The organism is Psychrobacter sp. BF1 (genome assembly GCF_019279065.1).
Taxonomy (GTDB): Bacteria; Pseudomonadota; Gammaproteobacteria; order Pseudomonadales; family Moraxellaceae; genus Psychrobacter; species Psychrobacter urativorans.
On the sequence record NZ_JAGYWV010000004.1, the window covers coordinates 152,383 to 173,650 of the forward strand.

At 41.6% G+C, this 21,268-nt stretch carries 13 protein-coding genes; 10 read left to right on the plus strand and 3 right to left on the minus strand.

The window, feature by feature from the left end; all coding sequences use genetic code 11:
• Window positions 1–4: 4 nt before the first annotated feature.
• Window positions 5–868, plus strand: a complete 864-nt coding sequence (gene trpC, locus KZA12_RS06680; protein ID WP_218689686.1) for an indole-3-glycerol phosphate synthase TrpC — start codon at window positions 5–7, stop codon at window positions 866–868.
• Between the two features lie 177 nt (window positions 869–1,045).
• Window positions 1,046–1,777 carry a Smr/MutS family protein gene (locus KZA12_RS06685; RefSeq protein WP_218689687.1) on the plus strand — a complete coding sequence of 244 codons (732 nt, stop codon included), beginning with the start codon at window positions 1,046–1,048 and terminating at the stop codon, window positions 1,775–1,777.
• A gap of 181 nt (window positions 1,778–1,958) precedes the next feature.
• Here KZA12_RS06685 and KZA12_RS06690 read toward each other — a convergent pair whose 3' ends face one another.
• Window positions 1,959–3,944 carry a mechanosensitive ion channel family protein gene (locus KZA12_RS06690; protein WP_373416593.1) on the minus strand — a complete coding sequence of 662 codons (1,986 nt, stop codon included), beginning with the start codon at window positions 3,942–3,944 and terminating at the stop codon, window positions 1,959–1,961.
• A gap of 416 nt (window positions 3,945–4,360) precedes the next feature.
• Between KZA12_RS06690 and KZA12_RS06695 the strand changes: the two genes are divergently transcribed.
• The 8 genes from KZA12_RS06695 (at window position 4,361) to KZA12_RS06730 (ending at window position 19,306) form a co-directional block, all read left to right on the plus strand.
• A complete protein-coding gene (locus tag KZA12_RS06695; protein WP_218689688.1) occupies window positions 4,361–6,304 on the plus strand; it encodes a TonB-dependent receptor domain-containing protein in 1,944 nt (647 codons plus the stop codon).
• A 359-nt stretch (window positions 6,305–6,663) separates the two neighbouring features.
• Window positions 6,664–8,088 (plus strand): adenosylhomocysteinase, encoded by a 1,425-nt coding sequence (gene ahcY / locus KZA12_RS06700; RefSeq protein ID WP_218689689.1) that lies wholly within the window; start codon window positions 6,664–6,666, stop codon window positions 8,086–8,088.
• An 11-nt stretch (window positions 8,089–8,099) separates the two neighbouring features.
• Window positions 8,100–8,960, plus strand: a complete 861-nt coding sequence (locus KZA12_RS06705) for a methylenetetrahydrofolate reductase (RefSeq protein WP_218689690.1) — start codon at window positions 8,100–8,102, stop codon at window positions 8,958–8,960.
• 233 nt (window positions 8,961–9,193) lie between these two features.
• On the plus strand, window positions 9,194–10,138 hold the full coding sequence (locus tag KZA12_RS06710) for a 16S rRNA (uracil(1498)-N(3))-methyltransferase (RefSeq protein ID WP_218689691.1): 945 nt from the start codon (window positions 9,194–9,196) through the stop codon (window positions 10,136–10,138).
• A 145-nt stretch (window positions 10,139–10,283) separates the two neighbouring features.
• Window positions 10,284–12,068 (plus strand): bifunctional diguanylate cyclase/phosphodiesterase, encoded by a 1,785-nt coding sequence (locus KZA12_RS06715; RefSeq protein ID WP_201622043.1) that lies wholly within the window; start codon window positions 10,284–10,286, stop codon window positions 12,066–12,068.
• Between the two features lie 510 nt (window positions 12,069–12,578).
• Window positions 12,579–14,375, plus strand: coding sequence for an acyl-CoA dehydrogenase C-terminal domain-containing protein (locus KZA12_RS06720; RefSeq protein WP_373416596.1), 1,797 nt, complete (start codon window positions 12,579–12,581; stop codon window positions 14,373–14,375).
• 464 nt (window positions 14,376–14,839) lie between these two features.
• A complete protein-coding gene (locus KZA12_RS06725; RefSeq protein WP_201622045.1) occupies window positions 14,840–16,624 on the plus strand; it encodes an acyl-CoA dehydrogenase C-terminal domain-containing protein in 1,785 nt (594 codons plus the stop codon).
• A gap of 246 nt (window positions 16,625–16,870) precedes the next feature.
• Complete coding sequence (locus KZA12_RS06730; protein ID WP_218689693.1) at window positions 16,871–19,306, plus strand: site-specific recombinase; 2,436 nt, start codon at window positions 16,871–16,873, stop codon at window positions 19,304–19,306.
• 87 nt (window positions 19,307–19,393) lie between these two features.
• On the opposite strand, the gene KZA12_RS06735 is transcribed toward KZA12_RS06730, so the two are convergent.
• Complete coding sequence (locus KZA12_RS06735) at window positions 19,394–20,230, minus strand: symmetrical bis(5'-nucleosyl)-tetraphosphatase (protein WP_218689694.1); 837 nt, start codon at window positions 20,228–20,230, stop codon at window positions 19,394–19,396.
• Between the two features lie 116 nt (window positions 20,231–20,346).
• Entirely contained in the window at window positions 20,347–21,231 is an 885-nt protein-coding gene (gene rsmA, locus KZA12_RS06740; RefSeq protein ID WP_201622048.1) for a 16S rRNA (adenine(1518)-N(6)/adenine(1519)-N(6))-dimethyltransferase RsmA, read from the minus strand.
• Between the last annotated feature and the right edge of the window lie 37 nt (window positions 21,232–21,268).

Genomic DNA, 21,268 nt, shown 5'->3' on the forward strand with positions numbered 1-21,268 from the left:
TACTATGATCGACAGCTCAACGACCAACGCTGCTATCCCCTCAGTATTACAACGTATTGTAGCCACTAAAGTCGAGGAAGTTGCTGCTGCCAGCAGTGAGCTATCGCTAGCAGACTTAAAAGCACAAGTCGCTGCTGACAAGCGTCCACGCCGCGGTTTCGCTGAGGCTTTACGCACAGCGAACATAGGAATCATCGCTGAAATAAAAAAAGCTTCGCCTTCTAAAGGGATTATTAATCATAATTTTGCCCCAGCCGATTTTGCTCAGCAGTACGAACAAGCTGGGGCTAGCTGCTTATCAGTATTGACCGATCGTGACTATTTTCAAGGCGATGATAGTTATTTGGTCCAAGCACGTGCCGCTTGCAACCTCCCAGTACTACGTAAAGACTTTATGGTTGATGAGTATCAGATTTATCAGTCGTACTTGCTTGGCGCTGACTGTATCTTATTGATTATGGCCTGCCTCGATGATACACAAGCCCTTGAGCTACAAACTTTGAGTATTAAGCTGGGTATGGATGTATTAATTGAAGTGCATACAGCTAATGAGCTGGAACGCGCCTTACAGTTACCACGATCGTCACACAATATCTACGGTATTAATAATCGTGATTTGAATACCTTTTCGGTAGACTTACAAAATACGGTTAAGCTAAAAAACACTTTGTTGCAGACTTTAAAGGCTGAAGATACTAATCAGCAAGCGGTAATCGTTACCGAAAGTGGTATTCATAGTGCTGACGATATGCGCTTAATGTTCAAGCACGGTATCCAACACTTTTTGATCGGTGAGCAGTTTATGAAAACTGACCACCCTGGTAATGCTTTACAATCCTTACTTGCGAGCGTTGCCACACAAGCGTAAAGTATGGCTTATTAGGTCAATAGCATAGCGTTGATCAACTATCAGTAGTTATAATACTCGCTATATCATTGAGCGCTTAATTACTTATAAAACTAGCAGTTTATAGCCTAAAATATTTATAAATCAGCTTATTTATAAACCAAAACTTTCACTAATCAAATAGAACCCTGAATCATTATGTCAAATTCTCTATTTTCAAAAGAAATGCAAGATCAGCTTAAAGAGCTAAAAGGACAGCTAAGTAAAGGTCGTGATACCTCAGCTGCTGACGGCGACAATCAAAAGCCTACAGAACCGGTATCACTATTGACCCAAAAGCAAGTCAAAAGAACCGTTAAGCAGCTAGATAGTGAGCATGTCGACGACGACAAAGTACTGTTTATGCAAGCTATGCATGGCGTTAATCAACTAGAAGATAAGAATGTACGCTCGGTTACTGGAGCTACCAAAACTAGTAAGCCGGATGCAGCTACTCTCTCAAAACGTGCTGCTGCGCAAGGTAGTGAAGCCGCTGAATTAGGAGCCGCTTTATCGGATATGCAAGCTCTACTCAATCCGGTTGCCGCTGAGTCAATCTTATCTTATAAGCAGCCCTCTTTGCAGAACAAAGTATTTACTCAATTAAAGCAGGGCAAACTACGCTGGTATGATGCCGTAGACATTCATGGCTGTACTATTGAAGAAGCTCGTGCAGCTATGACCCAACTGCTCAGCCAAGCCAAGCAAAATAACGAAACATCAGTAAAAATCGTTCATGGCAAAGGCAGCGAAGCTATTCTAAAAACTTGTGTCAACGGTTGGTTACGTCAGTTGCCAGAAGTGCTAGCTTTTTGTTCAGCGCCACCAAAAGATGGTGGAAATGGTGCGGTATTAGTACTGCTAAAGAAGTCTAAGACCGAAGGTGAATAACTGTCTATTTGACTATTTAAAAAGGACTGCTTATAGCAGTCCTTTTTTAGCTTTAAAAGCTGTGAATAATGATGAAGTTATAGCAGCTATTATTGGCATTGGTCGCCACAGTCAAAACCCTTAGAACCCTTAGAACCTTTAGCCCTTATAAGTATCCTCATCAACAGTGCCAGTGTGAATATCAGCGCCAAGTCTGGTTCCACATCGACAGGCTGTTTCTTTTAGCACGGTGTTTATGAGTAAGTTTAAGCTTCTTAAATTTACGTTTTGCCAATATCAGACTATTGATTTTCTTCGACTTATCTATAACACTATTGTTTTTTTCTGGCTTATGCGTCTGCTTATCAGGACTTTTGCTTACACTACTTTTAGTGATATCAGCATCTTTATTAGCATCTGTAGTATCAGCCTGTTGCTTATCATCCATATCAGCATCTTCAGTTAATAAATGCTCCATGGAATCAGTGCGGTCATTGTTACTATTATTAGAGTCTTTGAGGTTATTTTGGTCAATAACTAGTTGCTGGGTGGGTAGCGCATGTTCGACATTATATTTTTTGACTTGGCTTAACACATCAACTAATAATATATCTTGTTTTCCGTAAAACTCGATCACATCAGCTGAGTTGACATAAGCGCGTAACTGGATGACGTAACAGTCTTGACGCAGCTCTAAAATATGGGCCTGATTCCACTCTTCGTTGGTCAGTTCATGCTCACCTAGTAGCTTATGCAAATCATTGACCATCTCGAATACCACGTCGATGTCAGCATTGCGCTTAATATATAAGTTATGCAAAAAATGGAACATATCCCGCGAGTTAAAGTTCTCAATCTGCATCGATGAAAAGTCACCATTAGGCACAGTCACTACGGTACGGTTTAGCGTGCGCACTCGCGAAGAGCGAATACCGATATCAATAACGGTACCTTCATAAGTACCGAACTTACAATAATCGCCTATACGTACTGGCGAATCAGCGACTACCACTACACTACCGACTAGATTCTCGATAGTCTTTTGCGCACCCAAAGCTAAGGCTAAACCCCCTACCCCTAAAGCTGCAATACCAGTGGTTAGATCAAAACCTAAGTTGCCAAATATCACAATAACCGCAAAGATTAATAATAACGCTTTGACCACTTTACGCAGCAGACCTAATATCGACACTCGCTCGATATAGTTTTTTCTATAACTTAGATTGACAGCGCGGCTGAAAATAACGTCAACCATGCGTAATAGCAACCAAGTTATTGCCAGCCACGATGCTATTTCAGTAAAACGATTGATAGGCTCACGTAGGGTCACCGATATGCCAGCATAAACCATTATCTCTGACAGAATTAGCGCCATAATCACTACTGACAGTGGTAGGATTATCTTGTCAGGTAAGGGTAACGGGTCACTACGTATATAAGGATAAACAATTCTTAAAACGTGATACCACAACCACACCATGATGTAAGTGAGTAAGAAACTGCCTAGTGTCAGTACTAATGCGGCAACCAAATCAGTAAGCTGATAGCCAAATAGCTTTTGGCCATCAATTGAATCAAACGTATACTGCGATACTAATGTTGGCTCAGTATTTTCTAGTACCTCAGGTATTGAAGTTAACGTTTCGGCAGAAAACTGCCAGTATTGCTCACCTTTTTTGGAGACCACACGTTCCAATAAGATAGGAACGCTTTTATCATTGATATCGATACTACCTACTTTTTCTTGATTAGGTAGCAGCTGATCACTTAAATACCCTTCAACGGAATTACTTAGCTGTAAATCTGGTAAAAAACGTCCCCCAGCATCGAGCGCTTGTTTTAGTTGGCGCACTACAGTCGTTGGATTGTCAGATTTGGTTAGATTAAGATAATTGCTGGCAAGTAAATAGTCGTTTTCGCCCAGCGCACTAATAAACCCTTGTACCGTATGTCTTGGAGTATCTCGTCCAAAGGAGTCTGGTATCGGTGTACGTTCGCTTTCTTCTGTAGTCCCACCACCTACTCCTAACAGACTAGCCTCAGCAGCAAAGGTACTAATCGGTAACAGACTGAACAATAGAGTTAGTAGCAGTAAGCCTAGCAACACAGGCTTTTTTATTAATAAAGTGGCTGTAGTTAATGTACTAGCAGTTACTATGCTAGGTTTTAAGTGACGCTGAATAGACAAAACAAACCTCTTAAGTTAATAAACTAATACGATTAAATGATTATAAGTCTCATAGCTATGATAGCAATTATTTTTGCCATAGTAATTATGATTGTGATGTTTTATATGTGACGTTTTATAGTGGCTAGCCGCGTTTGCAGTATCAACAAGCTATTAAATCTTCCTATCAACACTATGAATACCATTCAAACTGTACAATCATCATTATTAGTAGCGCACTTACCCAGTTGTTTACCCTAATTTAATGAATTTCTCTCATCTTATAGTGAATAAAAATTAGCTTAAAGTAGTTTATAACTCAGCACTTTTTATGGATAATGAACCCAGTTTTGCTTTACTACTACTTTTTGTAAATTTTAGCCTTAAGTTTGTTACTTTTTGGCTTATTTCTTACTTTTATTGCTCTGGAAATTCCTATGGTTTTATCACGTTCTTCTTCAACTACTTATCTTCGATTGTGTATTTTAAGCGCACTTGGCGTATTTGCCATGAGTGCTACTGCAGCGACTACTGAGTTAGATAGCGTTAGCGATAACGATCTACCACAAGTCGAGCTGGATGAAATCATAGTAACGGCTACTCGCACCCCGACTAAAACTAGCAATGTTATTGCGCAAACTCGGTTAGTTAATAAAGAAGAGCTGCGACGTTTCCAAGGTCAGACGGTGATGGAAGTTTTGCGACGTCAGCCTGGGTTTAGCATTAAACAAGATGGCGGTATGGGCACTAACAGTAACTTCTATCTTCGTGGTTATGATAGTAAGCGTGTATTAGTATTGATAGATGGCATCCGTTATGGCTCAATGTCATCTGGCCAACCCGCTTTAGGCCTGCTTCCTGCTGACCAAATTGATCGCATCGAAATATTGTATGGTGCTTCAGGATCTAGTATTTACGGTTCTGACGCTATGGGTGGCGTTATACAAATATTCACTAAAGGTAGCGATGTTGAGCAAACCAACTTTTCAGTTACTGCTGGTGTTGGCTCACATGACCACTATGTGTATGGCGCAGCCGCGCAGTTTGCCAATACTCAAGGTGCAAAACTTAGTCTTTCTGCCAGCCGCAACCAAACCAAAGGTATCAGCGCTCTTGAAAACCGACCAGGTAATGATGCCGATGATGATGGCTTTAAAAGCAATAATTTTGCTCTAAATGCTAGCATACCTTTAACTAAAAATATCAGTGTAGGCGCAACTGGGCTTTTTGCTAAGTCAACTACTGAGTTTGATAACTTTAGTTTTGGACCAGGGCCCAACGCAGAAACTGATCAAGAAAACGGTTTAGTGTCAGCATTCTCACAATATGAAAATGATAAGCTAACCGTGCGTTTGTCAGCAGGTCAGAGCTTAGATAAACTAGATAATAAAGTTGGTGATGCCTTTGAAACCAAGCAAAAACAAGTGAACTTGATAAGCAGCTATAAATTACCTGTAGGAAATTTTCAAGCGGGTGCCGAATGGTTACAGCAGGAAGTAGAGCTCACAGACAATACTCCTAGTAGTAACGGTAAAGATCAGTATAAAGTTAATGACCGTGATATTAAGAGTGGCTTTGCTGGTTATCAAGTCAATGAAGATGCTTTCGATTTTCAAGCTAATGTTCGCTTTGATGATAATTCGCAGTTCGGTAATGAAACCACTTTTGGTCTTGGTTATGCGGTAAAACTAGCTCCTAGTCTCCGTCTTGGTACTAGCTTTGCTACAGGTTATAGGGCGCCTACTCTAAATGATTTATATATTGAAAGTGAGTATTACGTTCCAAATGAAGACTTAAAAGTTGAGAAGAGCAAAAACATAGAAGTCTTTATTGAGTCTAATACCGCTATACAGAATACCCGTCTGACTGCCTTTAATAGCGATGTGGATAATCTTATTGATAACAGATATATTGATACTATTAAGAAGTATCAAGCACTTAATATTGATCAAGCAAAATTATCAGGATATAGCTTTACCTCAGACTGGCAGCTGAGTAATATCTTGTTAGGTGGTCAATATACTCGCACTGAAGCAGAAGAGCGTTCAGGAATTAATAAAGGTAAGCAATTAGTATACCGTCCTGAAAATACTGGCTTGATATATATAGGCTACCGAGCCGCAGACTTTGATATTCGTACTGAAGCGGAATATGTTGGTAAAACTTATAATGTCGCAGACAATAGTACTTTTATTGATGACTATACGCTGTTTAATATTAGCGGTAATTATTATCTTAGCCCAAACCTTACTTGGACCAGCCGTATTAATAATTTAACCAACGTTGACTATTCAACTAACGAAAGTTTCGGTGAATACGCTTCGCGTTATAACCAAGATGGTACTAACTTCTTTACCTCATTAACTTATAACTGGTTCTAAAGTTATTTACTATCCATACTAATATCAACTTATATTACCAACTATTAAGGCCATCAATCGATGGCCTTTTTTTATGGCTATTGCTTAATATGAATAACGATCGACACGATGCATCAACATAATCACTAACTATTTATACTAGCCAATAGGTGACAAACGGTCTGTCATACTTTACAATAACGACCTCCGAGAGGTGTTGCACCATAAAGAATAATTAAGGCATTTAAACCCTAAAATTATGCTGATTGTTCGTTATGTTAGGCTCGGTACTGTTTAATAAATGGTTATTAGACAGCGCAAATAACGGCACCTGCGTTTTATTCTTTTTATCATTCATTTATTACTGATAGGAGCATATGATGGACGCAGTGTCTAATATACCATCTGTCCACACGCTAGACCCCACTTTCACAGACTACAAAGTTGCTGACATTAGCTTAGCAGAATATGGTCGCCGTGAAATCACTTTAGCTGAAGCTGAAATGCCTGCCCTTATGGGTTTGCGTCGTCGCTATCAAGCTGATCAGCCACTACAAGGCGCTAAAATCGTCGGCTGTATCCACATGACCATCCAAACCGCTGTACTTATCGAGACCTTAATTGCTCTGGGTGCTGAAGTGCGTTGGACTTCATGTAATATCTTCTCAACCCAAGATCACGCTGCTGCTGCGGTTGCTGCTGCTGGTACGCCTGTATTCGCTTGGAAAGGCGAAACTGATGCAGAGTATGAGTGGTGCTTACGTCAACAGCTATATGTCGGCGGCGAAGAAGCAGGTCAACTTTGGGATGCCAACTTAATTTTGGATGATGGTGGTGATTTGACCGCTCTGATCCATAATGAGTATCCACAATTGCTGGATAACATCCACGGTATCTCTGAAGAGACGACTACTGGTGTGCATCGCCTGCTTGAGATGCTTAATAAAGGCACGCTAAAAGTACCTGCTATCAACGTCAATGATGCTGTTACTAAGTCTAAGAATGACAACAAATACGGTTGCCGTCATAGCTTAAACGATGCCATCAAACGTGGTACCGATATGTTCCTAGCTGGTCGTCGCGCTTTAGTTATCGGCTATGGCGATGTTGGTAAAGGTTCTGCGCAAAGCTTGCGTCAAGAAGGCATGATCGTACGGGTATCAGAAGTTGATCCTATCTGTGCTATGCAAGCTTGTATGGATGGCTACGAAGTCTTATCGCCTTATATTAATGGTGACAACACTGGCGGCGCAGAAAACATCAATACCCGTCTACTAGAAGATACCGACATGATTGTTACTACTACTGGTAACTATCACGTCTGTGACAAACACATGCTAGCAGCATTGAAGCCCGGGGCTGTAGTTTGTAATATTGGTCACTTTGATACCGAAATCGATACTCAGTTTATGCGTGATAACTGGCGCTGGGCTGAAGTTAAGCCACAAGTTCACCAAATCTTCCGTTCAGACGATGTCAATGATTATTTGATTCTGTTAGCTGAAGGTCGTTTGGTCAACCTAGGTAACGCTACTGGTCACCCATCACGAGTGATGGACGGATCATTTGCTAACCAAGTATTGGCGCAAATGTACCTATTTGAAGAAAAGTTCGCTGAGCTACCTGTCGATGAGCGCTCTGAAAATCTATACGTCAGAGTACTACCGAAGAAGCTTGACGAAGAAGTGGCTGCGGCAATGGTTGCCGGCTTCAATGGTACGCTAACTAAGTTGACCAGCAAGCAAGCTGAATACTTAGGGGTACCTGTCGAAGGGCCTTTCAAGCCTGAAACCTATAAATACTAAGGAGCACGACTGTGAGTAAGCCTGCCGTCTCTTTTGAGTTTTTCCCTGCTAAGTCTGCACAAGGGCATGAGAAACTGCTGAGTACTTTTGATGAGCTCAACCAGCTTGCCCCAAAGTATTTTTCAGTTACTTATGGTGCGGGTGGCTCAACTCGTAGTCGTACTTTAGAGATAGTAAAAGATTTATGCGTGCGCAGCGAAACGCCAGTTGCTCCGCATATCTCTTGTATCGGTGATGATAAAAGCGAGATTGCTGAGCTATTAGAATTGTATAAGAGCTTAGGTATCGATCGTTTGGTCGCTTTGCGTGGTGACTTACCTTCAGGTCAAGTCGGTATGGGAGAGCTGCCGTTTGCGGTGGACTTAGTTAAGTTCATTCGGGAACATTCAGGCGACTATTTCCATATAGAAGTGGCAGCGTACCCTGAGATGCATCCACAAGCACGTAGCTTTTTATTAGATATTGATAACTTAGTCAATAAGTACCAAGCAGGTGCTAATGCGGCTATTACTCAGTTCTTCTACAACGCTGATAGCTATCTTTATTTGCGTGATGCCGTAGAGCAACGTGGTATCGACACCGCAGTTCAGCCACTAGTCGCTGGTATCATGCCTATTACTAACTCTAGCAATTTAATACGTTTTGCTGATAGTTGTGGTGCTGATATTCCACGCTATGTGCGCAAGCAGTTGGCTGATTTTGGTGACGATAGTAAAGCTATTCGTGAGTTCGGCTTCGAAGTAGTTTATCGCCTTTGTGAGCGTTTAATTAGCGAGGGTGTGCCATCGATGCACTTTTATAGTATGAACAAAGTTGAGCCTAACAAGCGCTTAGTGGAAGCTTTAGGTCTTGCTCCTACAGTGGCGCTTTAAAGTTGCGGTTATGAATAGGCTATAATAGGTGTTTAAATCAACTGGTACTCTTAGGAGCGCCAGTTTTTTTATGAGCGGTTATCAATCAGCCTAGCAAAAACACCATAACTGTTAGTATCAATACTTAATACCTTTTTGCCCTAGCTACTGACAATTTGTTATTCGATTAGCAGTGAGGTATGGTATACAGAATATTAAGACCCTTTTTATATTAATAATAGGAATAAGATAAAGTGCGACGTTTTTTTTATGCAGCCAACCTAGATGATGGTAATAATAAGTCTGAGGATAACAACAATAATCAGCCTCATTATCCCAAACTAAACACCCTAGCAATCGGCGACAGTCTTATTTTGACTGAGGCTATCACTCATCATTGGTGCCGTGTCTTGCGTGCTAACAGTGGTGAGCAAGGCATTTTATTTGACGGTTTTGGTGGCGAGTACCTAGTAGAGCTGGCGACTATAAGTAAAAAACAAGCCACTGCTATTTTACTCACTCACAACACTGATGACCGTACTGCGCCGTTCATAAGTAAGATTGGCTTAGTGATTAGTCGCGGTGAGCGTATGGATTATGCGATCCAAAAGTCAACTGAGCTTGGGGTAACCGCTATTCAACTGTTGAGTAGTCATCATGGGGAGGTCCATCTAAAACCCTTGCAAGTAGATAAAAAGGTGGCGCACTGGCAGCAAGTCGCTATTGCCGCTTGTGAGCAGTGTGGGCTAAATAGGCCGCCCCTTATTATCGCACCAGTGCCCATCACTACTTGGTTGCAAACGCAAGCCAAGCCAAGTAGTGATAATACTACAAGTGCTGGCCCTGATGATCGTCTTAGCAAAGTCATAGATAGTCAGATAGCGGTAGGCTCTGCAATGACAACGCTCAGTCAAGATCCTTACTACCAGCAATTACAGCAGCAGGCAGACTTATCCTTAATGCTCAGTGTGCCTGCCGCAGCCCAACCCTTGATGCCAACTACTTTACTTAAAGTCTTAGCGCAGCCATTGCCTTATATCAACTTACTGGTTGGGCCTGAAGGGGGTCTCAGTACTGATGAGTGTGAGCAAGCACAGCAGGTTGGTTTTGCCGCTTGGCAAATTGGTCGGCGTGTATTACGGACTGAAACGGCCCCAGTTGTAGCACTAGCGACCTTGCACGCTCTTAGTGACCTATAACAGCCTATAACAACTGTTTCGCCCTGCTTATGGCCTGTCAGGTTTTTGTATCTATGTATTGAACTTTTGTCTATATTTACTATACTACAAGTATATTTTCAATAACTATATTTAGAATAACTCTGTCATTTCATGAGCAAAGATTATGAGTACACCATCCCCTATCACCGATTCAATCAAGCAGCAGTTACTAGCTCAATTTTGCGAAGAACACGATAATGCTATCTCTATATTAGACGCCAACCTTCATTATTTATCAGTCAATCGTGCGTTTGAGGTGATGATTGGCTATAACTCAGAGTTTTTGTTAAATCGACCGCTTGGGGTTTACGCTACTGAATTTTTATCGCCAAAAGATAGCACTACCTTAAACGACATGATTGATCAGTTACGCAGTACTGGCGTTTATTCAAATAATGTTTCAATAGCCAGTCGTTATGGTCAGACACTCGATTGCTCTGTTACTTATCGTCAAATGACTATTGATGATCAAGTGTATTTTATAGGGATGTTTCGTGACATCTCAGCGATAGTTAAAGACAAAGAAAAACTCACTCATTTACTAAACTTCGATCCACTGACAGTGTTACCTAAGCGCGAAGTATTTCTGAGTCAAGCCAATCATCTATTGTTAGACAACAGTGGTGAGGTATTTATTGTGCGCTTCAATATCAATCGTTATCGCACCCTTGCTGCCAGTATAGGACTAACTCAGGGCAATAATTTAATAATAGAATTTGTCCAGCGAGTTAATGACCTAAAACTAAAACATCTAAAATGTTTTGCCCATTTTGGTTCTGATGATTTTGCCTTATTATTTGACAGCTGTCACAAGAGCCAAGTAAGTCATCAACTGGGTAGATTAATGCAAGTTGGACAACAACCCTTCATAATAGACTGTTGTTCAAAAGATCAGCTGATAAATGCCTATCCTAGAGATGAGATAGTAGACTTTAACGGCTTAGTAGATAGTAGCTCCTTTAAAAAAATCAATATTTATTTACAGCTGTCCATAGGTATTAGTCATTATCCTAAGAATGACAATCACCTGATAGGGCTACTGACTAAAGCTGAAACAGCGCTACAGTATGTCAGGGAAAGTAAAGCTGACGATATCTGCTGGTATCACACCGATTTGGATAGGTTTAGCTCTGATAGCTTACAGCTCGAAGCAGAGCTGCGCATGGCTATAGAGAAGTGTCAGTTTGTACCTTTTTACCAGCCTAAAGTGAATTTAAGTACTGGTGAAATTATCGGCTTTGAGGCCTTAGTGCGCTGGCAACATCCTACTCGTGGACTACTAAAACCCTCTCACTTTATTGATGCTATTATCAAGTACAAACTCTCATTTGAGCTGTTCTGTCAAATGGCTCTACAAATTACTAAGCATTTGCAAGCTTGGAAAGATTTAGGTTTTAACCAAAATATCTGCATTAATGCTAATGCCACGGAATTTAGTCATACCGATTTTTATGGCTTTCTTAGGGATTTGTTTAGTAAAAAATTAATTAATCCTACCCAACTGCATATTGAGATTACAGAGTCTTCATTAATGCTGCGTCATGCTAATGTCAAAAAGCAGCTTGAGCAACTTAAAAGTCTGGGGGTGGGTCTAGCACTTGATGATTTTGGTACAGGTTATTCTTCTTTGAGCTACCTACAAGAGTATCCTTTTGATATTATAAAAATAGACAAAAGCTTTATTATAAAAATGGTTAATAGCAAGACTCAGCAAGCTATTATTAAAGCCATTTTAGACTTAGCCCTAGCACTAGATATGGTAGTTATTGCAGAAGGTATAGAAACTGAGGAACAGCGGGATTTACTATTAACCATGGGCTGCCTCTATGGCCAAGGGTATTGGTTTAGTCGTCCCATACCTTACTCATCCGCTACTAGAATGTTAACCGAGCAGATTAATTTTCGTTAATATTGAATACCTATAAGATCAATACCCTCGTTACTTTCGGCCATATTAGTAGATATATGCTCACTTTTTGCTGTGATCTGACTTACTAACAGCGATACTCAATTTTTATCATATCAATCGTCTTTTATTCACCTTTAAGGTTTCATCAAACTTGCAAAATAGGATGCAAGTTGGGTTGATGACTTATCAGTTTTACCTACCAACTTGTATAATTCTCTGCGAACGCCTATCTTTTGTAATGAATTCATTATCATCTATTGCCATAAGTTAATGAACAGACTGAATTTTAATAGATCAAAGCCATAGGCCTGAGTTATCACTTCCAATCGTTATCTGTATTCATTTTACTAGTCTTATTAGCGCTGATTAATTTTTATAATTATTGCTACGATCGTTTTTGACTACTGATAACCCTTAGCCTTAGAGTTATTACTTTTTATTAATAATCTCTTGAATAGCAGTTACAACCCTCGAATTATAAGCAGACAAATCCCTAATAAAGGACAGGAAATTATGCAATATAAAGCTCCCCTACGCGACATGAAATTTGTCATGCATGAACTTCTAAATACTACTGCTCACTATCAATCAATCGCCGCCTTTTCTCATATTGAAGCCGACATTGTAGACAGCTACCTCGAAACGGCCGCCAGCTTTGCTGAGAATGAGCTGTCACCGTTGAATCAAAGTGGTGATGCTGAGGGCTGTCATTTTAATAATGGTGAAGTTACTACTCCTAAAGGCTTTAAAGAAGCTTATAAGCAGTATTGTGATTTGGGATTCACCTCTTTAACCGCTGAAGAAGAGTTCGGTGGTCAAGCCATGCCAGCCTCTCTTAACTCAGCTATCTCCGAATTCGTTGGTACTGCCAACTGGTCGTTCGGCATGTATCCTGGCTTATCAGAGGGTTGTGTTTCTACTCTTGAGCATCATGGTACAGATGAACAAAAACAAAAATACTTACCTAAATTAGTGGCCGGTGAATGGACAGGTGTCATGTGTCTGACCGAGCCACAATGTGGTTCTGATCTGAATTTAGTGCGCAGTAAAGCTGAGCCTAATGATGATGGTAGCTACAATATTACTGGCGGTAAGATTTGGATTTCTGCAGGCGAGCATGATATGTCTGAGAATATTATTCATATCGTTTTGGCGCGTCTACCAGGTGCACCAGCAGGTACTAAAGGGTTATCATTATTTGTGGTACCGAAGTTCATGGTCAATGATGATGGCAGCTTAGGTGAGCGTAACGCAGTCTCTTGTGGCTCAATTGAGCACAAAATGGGTATCAAAGCATCAGCCACTTGTGTCATCAACTATGACAGTGCCAAGGGTTATCTAATTGGTGAAGAAAACCGTGGTCTAAACTGCATGTTTACCTTTATGAATGTGGCTCGGATTGGCACGGCTATTCAAGGGGTCACTGCCTCTCAATATGCTTTCCAAGGTGCTTTATCTTTTGCCAAAGAGCGTCTGGCCTTTCGTTCTTTAGATGGTGCTAAATTCCCTGCAAAACCTGCCGATCCTATTATTGTCCATCCTGCCGTTCGTGACATGCTATTGACGACTAAAGCTTTTGCAGAAGGCGGTCGCGCTTTGATCTGCTATATGTCTCAGTTTGCAGACACTGTAGCTAAAGGCGAAGGCGAAGCTCTTGAATATGCCAATCAGATGCTGTCATTACTCACCCCTATCGGTAAGGCTTTCTTGACTGAAACTGGTCTTGAGTCTGCTCACCACGGCGTGCAAGCCTTAGGTGGTAGTGGCTTCTGTGTAGAATATGGTCTTGAGCAAAACGTTCGTGATACTACTATTGCTTGCATCTACGAGGGTACCACCCAGATTCAATCACTCGATTTGATCGGTCGTAAAGTACTAGGATCACAAGGCAAGCTATTGGCTAACTTTACTAAAGTTATTCAGCAGTTCTGTGATGACAATGAGAACAACGGCGCTATGAATCAGTTTACTGCACCGCTTATCAAACATATTAAGCAATGGGGCGAATTGACCACGGATATTGCTAAGCAAGCTGAAGAGAACCCTGAGGCGGTAGGTGGCGCTGCTGTCGACTATATGTATTTTAGTGGCTACGTGACTTTAGCCTACTTATGGGCGCGAATGGCATTGGTTGCTCAGACTGAAATTGCTAATGGCAACAGTGAGCATGCCTTTTATGATGCCAAGATGAAGACTGCACAGTTCTACTTCGCTAAACTGTTACCACGTACCACTACTTATGCTGAGCGTATCGCTACTGGCGTTGCACCCTACATGAGTATGGATGTTGAACAATTTAGTTTTTAATTGATCATGCAAGCTACTAATAGCTTTTAGCTTAATAAAAGCTATTAAATACTTGCTTACTGTCAATACAGTCATTGGCAATGCAGCATCGGTAATGCAGTCATTGGCAATACAGTCATCGGCAATATACTTAGGTATGTTGCCGATTTTTTTAGTCAGTGCTACCCGTTGTGTTAGCTGCTACTAACCTTATCAACCTTGGCCTAGAATTAAAGACTCTTTATTAGCGGTACAGGGTCTTAAGCTATTTTTAGTTAATACAAGGTCAATCGGTAACTTTTAGTACACTCGTAATTCACGAAGAGATACACACGTTTATACGCTAATTTGCTAAACTTTATTTATAGTTTGCGCTCTGTGTTGATACTCAGTTAATGACGGTTCATTGCTCTTATGAAGCCCTATTATCTAAGCATTGACCGTAAGCGCCCTCATTTTATTTATAGTAAACAAAAGGATTTTTTATGTCTGTTTATAATGCACCCCTTAATGACATGCGTTTTATTTTAACGGACGTTTTCAAAGCCCATGAACTTTGGCAAAATAACGATAAACTTTCTCATGTCGACATGGAAACTGTCGATATGATTTTGGAAGAAATGGCCAAACTATCTAAGAATGTTTTACTGCCTATCAATCGTAGCGGTGACGAAGAAGGCGCAACTTTTCAAGGTGATGGCGTAGTCACTACTCCTCAAGGCTTTAAAGAAGCGTATAAGCAATATGCTGAGTCTGGTTGGGTAGGCTTAGGAGGCAACCCTGAATACGGTGGTCAAGGTTTCCCAAAAATGGTTACTATGCTGACTGAAGAGATGATGTTTACTAGTAACCAATCCTTTGCGCTTTACCCTAACCTGACCGTTGGCGCAACTATGTGTATGAATGCTGCCGCCTCAGATGAGATCAAGAAAATCTATTTAGAGAAAATGTACGCTGGTGAATGGTCAGGGACTATGTGCTTAACTGAGCCCCATGCTGGTACTGACTTAGGCATTATCAAAACCAAGGCCGAGCCTAATGACGATGGCAGCTTTAACATCTCTGGTACTAAGATATTTATCACAGGTGGTGAACATGATCTTACCGATAATATCATTCATCTAGTATTGGCCAAGACCCCTAATGCGCCCGCTGGCTCAAAAGGTATTTCGCTATTTGTAGTGCCTAAATTCTTAGTTAACGAAGATGGTAGCTTAGGCGCACGCAACACCCTAGCGGTAGGTTCTATCGAACACAAGATGGGCATCAAGGCTTCTGCCACTTGTGTAATGAACTTTGATGGCGCTAAGGGTTGGATGATCGGCGCTGAGAATACCGGCTTATCTTCTATGTTCATTATGATGAACTATGAGCGCGTTACTATGGGTCTGCAAGGACTAGGCGGTACTGAGCTTGCCTATCAAAATGCGGCATTGTATGCGCTTGATCGTGCTCAAGGTCGTAGCGATACGCAATTACAAAGCCCTGAAAAGCCTGCTGATGCCATCATTCACCATGCCGATGTTCGCCGTATGCTATTGAATGCTAAAGCCAATTCGGAAGCTTCACGTTGCTTTGCTATGTATGTGGCTCAACAGCTTGATATCGAAAAGTTCAGTAGCGATCCAGAAGTCGCTAAAACTGCAGCGGCTCGGGTGGCTTTATTGACTCCTATTGCTAAAGCGTTCTTAACTGATAAGGCGTTAGAGGCGACTGTTGACTGCCAGCAAGTGTTTGGTGGCCATGGTTATGTACGCGAATGGGGTATGGAGCAAATCGTCCGTGATACTCGTATTGCTCAAATCTATGAGGGCGCTAATGGTATTCAGGCACTGGATCTATTAGGTCGTAAAGTGGCTCGTAATGAGGGCAAATATATTGCCAATTTCTTAGCTGAGATTCGCGATTATGTGGCAGCAATGATCGCAGATCATGGTATCAAACAAGCGACTTTAGCGGCAGCAGACACTGTTGAAGAACTTACTAGCACCGTGCTTACTAATATTGGCACTCGCAAAAATGAAATCAATGGCTGTGCTGTTGACTACATGCATGCGGTTGGCTACTTATGCTACTCGTATATGTTTGCGATGATGGTAGAAGCTGCTGATGGCAAACAAGGTAAGTTCTATAGCGATAAAGCCAAGCTGGCCGATTACTTCGTTGGTCGTATCTTACCGCGCATTGATGCCCATGCACAGATGGTCAAAGCTGGTAGTGATCCGATGATGAATTTTGATCTTGAATACTTCAATGTGGCTGCTAGTTAATCGAGGCTTAGCCGTTTAGCATAGTAGGTATTTTATAAGTACATGACGATGAGGACAGTATAATTACTGTCCTTTTTTTGCCGCTAAAACTACGGTTTATAGAATAAAGCGTACTAAAACAACTACTAACAAAATAATTAACTATCACTGTGATATTCAGATTAGAATGAAGCCGATAGTCGTACTGAATAACATCCCTAAAAAGCCATATACCTACCGTAAGGTAACTACAATAAAGGGTCTAATGTGTCAGAGTTAAAACGCATTTTACAGCAGATTACTGCTTTGAGCGAAGTACCCGATGCGGCCATTCTTAAACGCTTAATTGATCACCTAAGAGCAGGAGACAAAGAGCCTGATTTGGCCAATGAAAAGCTACAAGCGCTTATCGATATTTTACATAAACATCCTGAATATGGTAATGGTATTGCCAGCTTTGTATTGAAGCTAATTATCCAATATCGCCAAATCGCTCTTTATACTGATACCGGTATTATGTCGGATCAGGGGTTTTTTAGTAGTCTACGCCGCCTGATTGGTCATCGATTTTTGCCGTTATTACCACAAGATGATTCTGTGGTAGAACTGGTCGGCTATCTGTTTGATAAGCCTCAAGATGAACGCTGGCTGGCAAACGTCGAAAAACAAAAATGGGACGAGTTAGTCAGTTTATTAAAAATACAAGACGATCAACTCAACTTAGTCGCTTCTGTTAAAAACAGTATTCTTAACGCTATAGTTATTTTATCCTATCGAATTAGTGGTATTGGTCTCCACCCTGATTTGATGGAAGCTTATCCTGAAATACTGAACTATTCAGCCGCTTTTGTCGCCCAAAATCAAGAAGCCGTCTTGTTCGTTAATCAATATCGCGAAGCGCATGAGCTGGACACTTTAACGGATATTACTCCTGAACAAGCGGTTAGCCCAGCTCCTTTATTAGTGATGTTGGAGCAGTGTGAAGATATCGTCTCTACCATACGCAAACGTATCTATAAGACCGGTATCTCTATCCATTTGACTAATATGATGTTGCGCTTGGATCAAAGTCTACAGCGCGTACGCATCCTAACGGAGCTGGTTGCTGATCACTCTCAAAAGCGTGATCACGCTATTATTGAGATGATTCAGACCCTAATTGAAACGGCTAATCGTCGCTATAGTATAGGCTATCTGATTGATAACAGTACTAAGCTGCTCTCGCGTAAAGTGACGGAAAATGCTAGTCGCGTTGGGGCGAACTATATTAGTACCGATAAAGCTGGCTATCGAAAAATGTTTCAAAAGGCCTCTATCGGTGGCCTTATTATCGCTTTTATGGCGACCCTAAAGATACTGGCTTATCATCTGGCTCTTGCCCCTATAGGACGAGCCTTTATTAATAGTATGATTTATGGCTTAGGCTTTGTCTTTATTTATGTGGTTCATGGCACAGTGGCTACTAAGCAGCCGGCGATGACGGCGGCAGCTATTGCTTCTACCATCTCAGACAGCTCTGGCAAAAAATCACATCAGTTGACTAAATTGTCAGAGTTAGTAGTGGATATCCTACGTACTCAGTTTATCGCCATTATGGGTAACGTCATGCTAGCGGTTCCGGTAGCATTAATAATATCCTATGCCTGGTTGCAATATACTGGTGCGCCAATGATTAATACTAACAAGGCGGCACACTTACTGCATGACCTCGACCCTTTTCATTCGCTTGCCCTACCGCATGCGGCCATCGCTGGGGTCTATTTATTCTTATCGGGACTTATTGCTGGATACTACGATAACCTAGCTGTTTATAATCAAATTGGCCCACGTATTCGTCGTCACTGGTTACTAAGGTATCTGTTACCGCGGTCTTGGCTAGAGCGCTTGAGTGGTTTTGTGGAGGCCAACCTAGGCGCTATCATGGGTAACTTTATCTTTGGGGTGTTCTTAGGAAGTACAGCTACTGTTGGCTATATCCTCGGCTTACCGATTGATATACGCCATATTGCCTTTGCTTCAGCGAATTTGGCCCATGGACTATTCAATATCTCATCGTCTCAAATGAGCTGGCCATTGATTTTAATGTCTATTTTAGGAGTAGCTTTGATTGGCATGGTTAACTTGATGGTTAGCTTTTCGCTGGCACTGTTCGTGGCTCTACGATCTAAAGAAGTGCGTTTCTTTGAATGGGGACGCTTGACCCAACTGGTCGTTAGTCATATCTTTAGCCATCCTTCAGACTTTTTTTGGCCGCGTGATAAGCCTATGAAGTATGCTCAGATTGACAGTCAAGGTCGTATGATCTTTGAAGATAGCTCTGCACAGCAAGGTAACAAACCTATTCCTAATAACTATGTGGTTAGACGCCTATCTGACGTAAAGATATCGCCAGATATTGTCAAAGTAGTGGCTCAAGGAATACAATCTAACACTAACATTAATTATGACCAGCAGCCAAGCGATAGCACGCAGACTATAAAAGCTATGGCATCCCCTAAGAAGATTATAGATTTGGACGATGGTCTAATAGATGAGGAACTAAATAGCGTTCCTTATACTGATGACATACAGTACGATCAGATCACTAAAACCTTGGGGGCGAATGCCGATACTGGACAGCCAGTAGCTGCTGATCATAAAGCTAGCGGTGATGCAAAAACCCCTTTACCTAAACCGAGTAAGCCCCCTAAACTACCTGATTGATTGGCTTAAAACTGGCATTAAGTGATAATTAGCCTCAAGTTAAAAGAGTGACAGGCTTAAATACTATAACCATTGACTACTAAGCGCTTAAGGCTTTGGACAGTGAGCGCTTGAGGTAATTACTTTGCCGTCACCTAGGCGATAGGCTAATAAGTAATTACCCCAAACACAACCACCATCTAGTGCTCGTGCATGAGGTAAATCAATAGTGCCTTTAAGGGCTGCCCAATGGCCAAAAAGTATTTTGCGCTCACGTGGGACTTGCCAGTCAAACCAAGGTAAATAACCTGTTGGAATAACCTCATCAAGACCGGAGGTAAAAGTAAACTCCAATCCCCCATCCTGCTGACACAAACGCATACGTGTTAGGTAATTAGCGATAGCACGCATCTTAGTAAAACCATTTATTCCAGCATGCCACTCATCCGCGCTCTTACTATATAGATGCGGTAAAAGCCGCCCAAGCTGCTTGAGGCTGCCTTGCAACTGTCCCTCTAGCTGCCGGGCATAGTCTGCTGCTTGCGCAATAGTCCAATGCGGTGGAATACCAGCATGTACTAATACCGTGTGGGCATCTGGATAAGCCAACAGCGGCTGATGGCGCAACCAATTTAGCAATTCATTTTTATCATCTGCAGCAAAGATAGGCGCTGTCTTATCCTTTTTTTTCATCTTAGTAGCGCCTAGCCATACTGCTAACAGATTAAGGTCATGATTACCTAGTACCGTAGCCGCTGCACCAGTTTCGCACAATGCTTTTACATCACGTAGAGTTGCGAGTGAATCCTCACCGCGCGCTACTAAGTCACCGGTAAACCATAATTTGTCTTGCTTGGGATCGAAATCTAAAACGCTAAGTAGCTGTTGATAGGCGCCATAACAACCTTGTAGGTCGCCGATGACATATTGGTGGCGAAAACTCATAGTGCCTCAAAATCTGAAAGTGAATAAATAATGATTATAAAATTAAATCTAAATTAGAGTAATGCAGTCAACCAACTTACTCTTATAGGCAACTGACCTTTGCCAGAGCTTCAATCTTAGTCTTCAGTCAGCGGTGACTGTAACTCTACTTGCTTCGCTTGATTGGTCAAGGCCACAAAGTCTCTGACACTAAGTGTCTCTGGACGAGCTTGGGGATCAATACTACAAGCAGCGAAGTCTTGCTCGCTAAGGGTTGGTAATAGTGTTGATTTTTTGAAGATAGCCCGTAGCGTTTTGCGACGATGGTTAAAGGTCTCACGCACTACTATGGCAAAATAATCTTCATCAGCAGCTACTATCGGCTTATCGACGTGTGGGGTCAGGCGAAAAACAGCACTAGTGACTTTAGGCGGTGGATTAAAAGCCCCACGCGGAACGGTTAACAGATAATCAGTATCACAATAATACTGCATAATCACGGACAAGCGTCCATAAGTCTTACTACCGACGTCAGCAGTGATACGCTCAACGACTTCTTTTTGAAGCATAAAATGCATATCTTCAATAACATCAGCATAGCTAAGTAAATGGAACAGTATCGGCGTAGAGATATTATAAGGTAAGTTTCCTACTACTCTTAGCTTGCCACGCTCACTGCTATATAACTCACGATAATCTACATGCATAGCATTAGCTTTGATGATCTCAAAGTTAGGGTGGCTATTGGCACCAATACGTATGCGCAAGCTATCGGCTAAATCACGATCCAGCTCAACCACAGTCATCGCATCGACTTCAGCTAATAAGGGCTCAGTCAACGCTCCCATACCGGGACCGATTTCGATTAAATTATCATCACGCTCAAGACGTATGCTATCGACGATTTGACGAATAACACTAGCATCATGCAAGAAATTCTGCCCAAAGCGCTTGCGAGGTTGGTGTTTAGCAGCACGTAGACTATTGGCAAGGGTTTTGGCATCAAACGAAGGTTTAGACATAAAGGTTTCTTACTTAATATAATAAAATGGTTTTTGC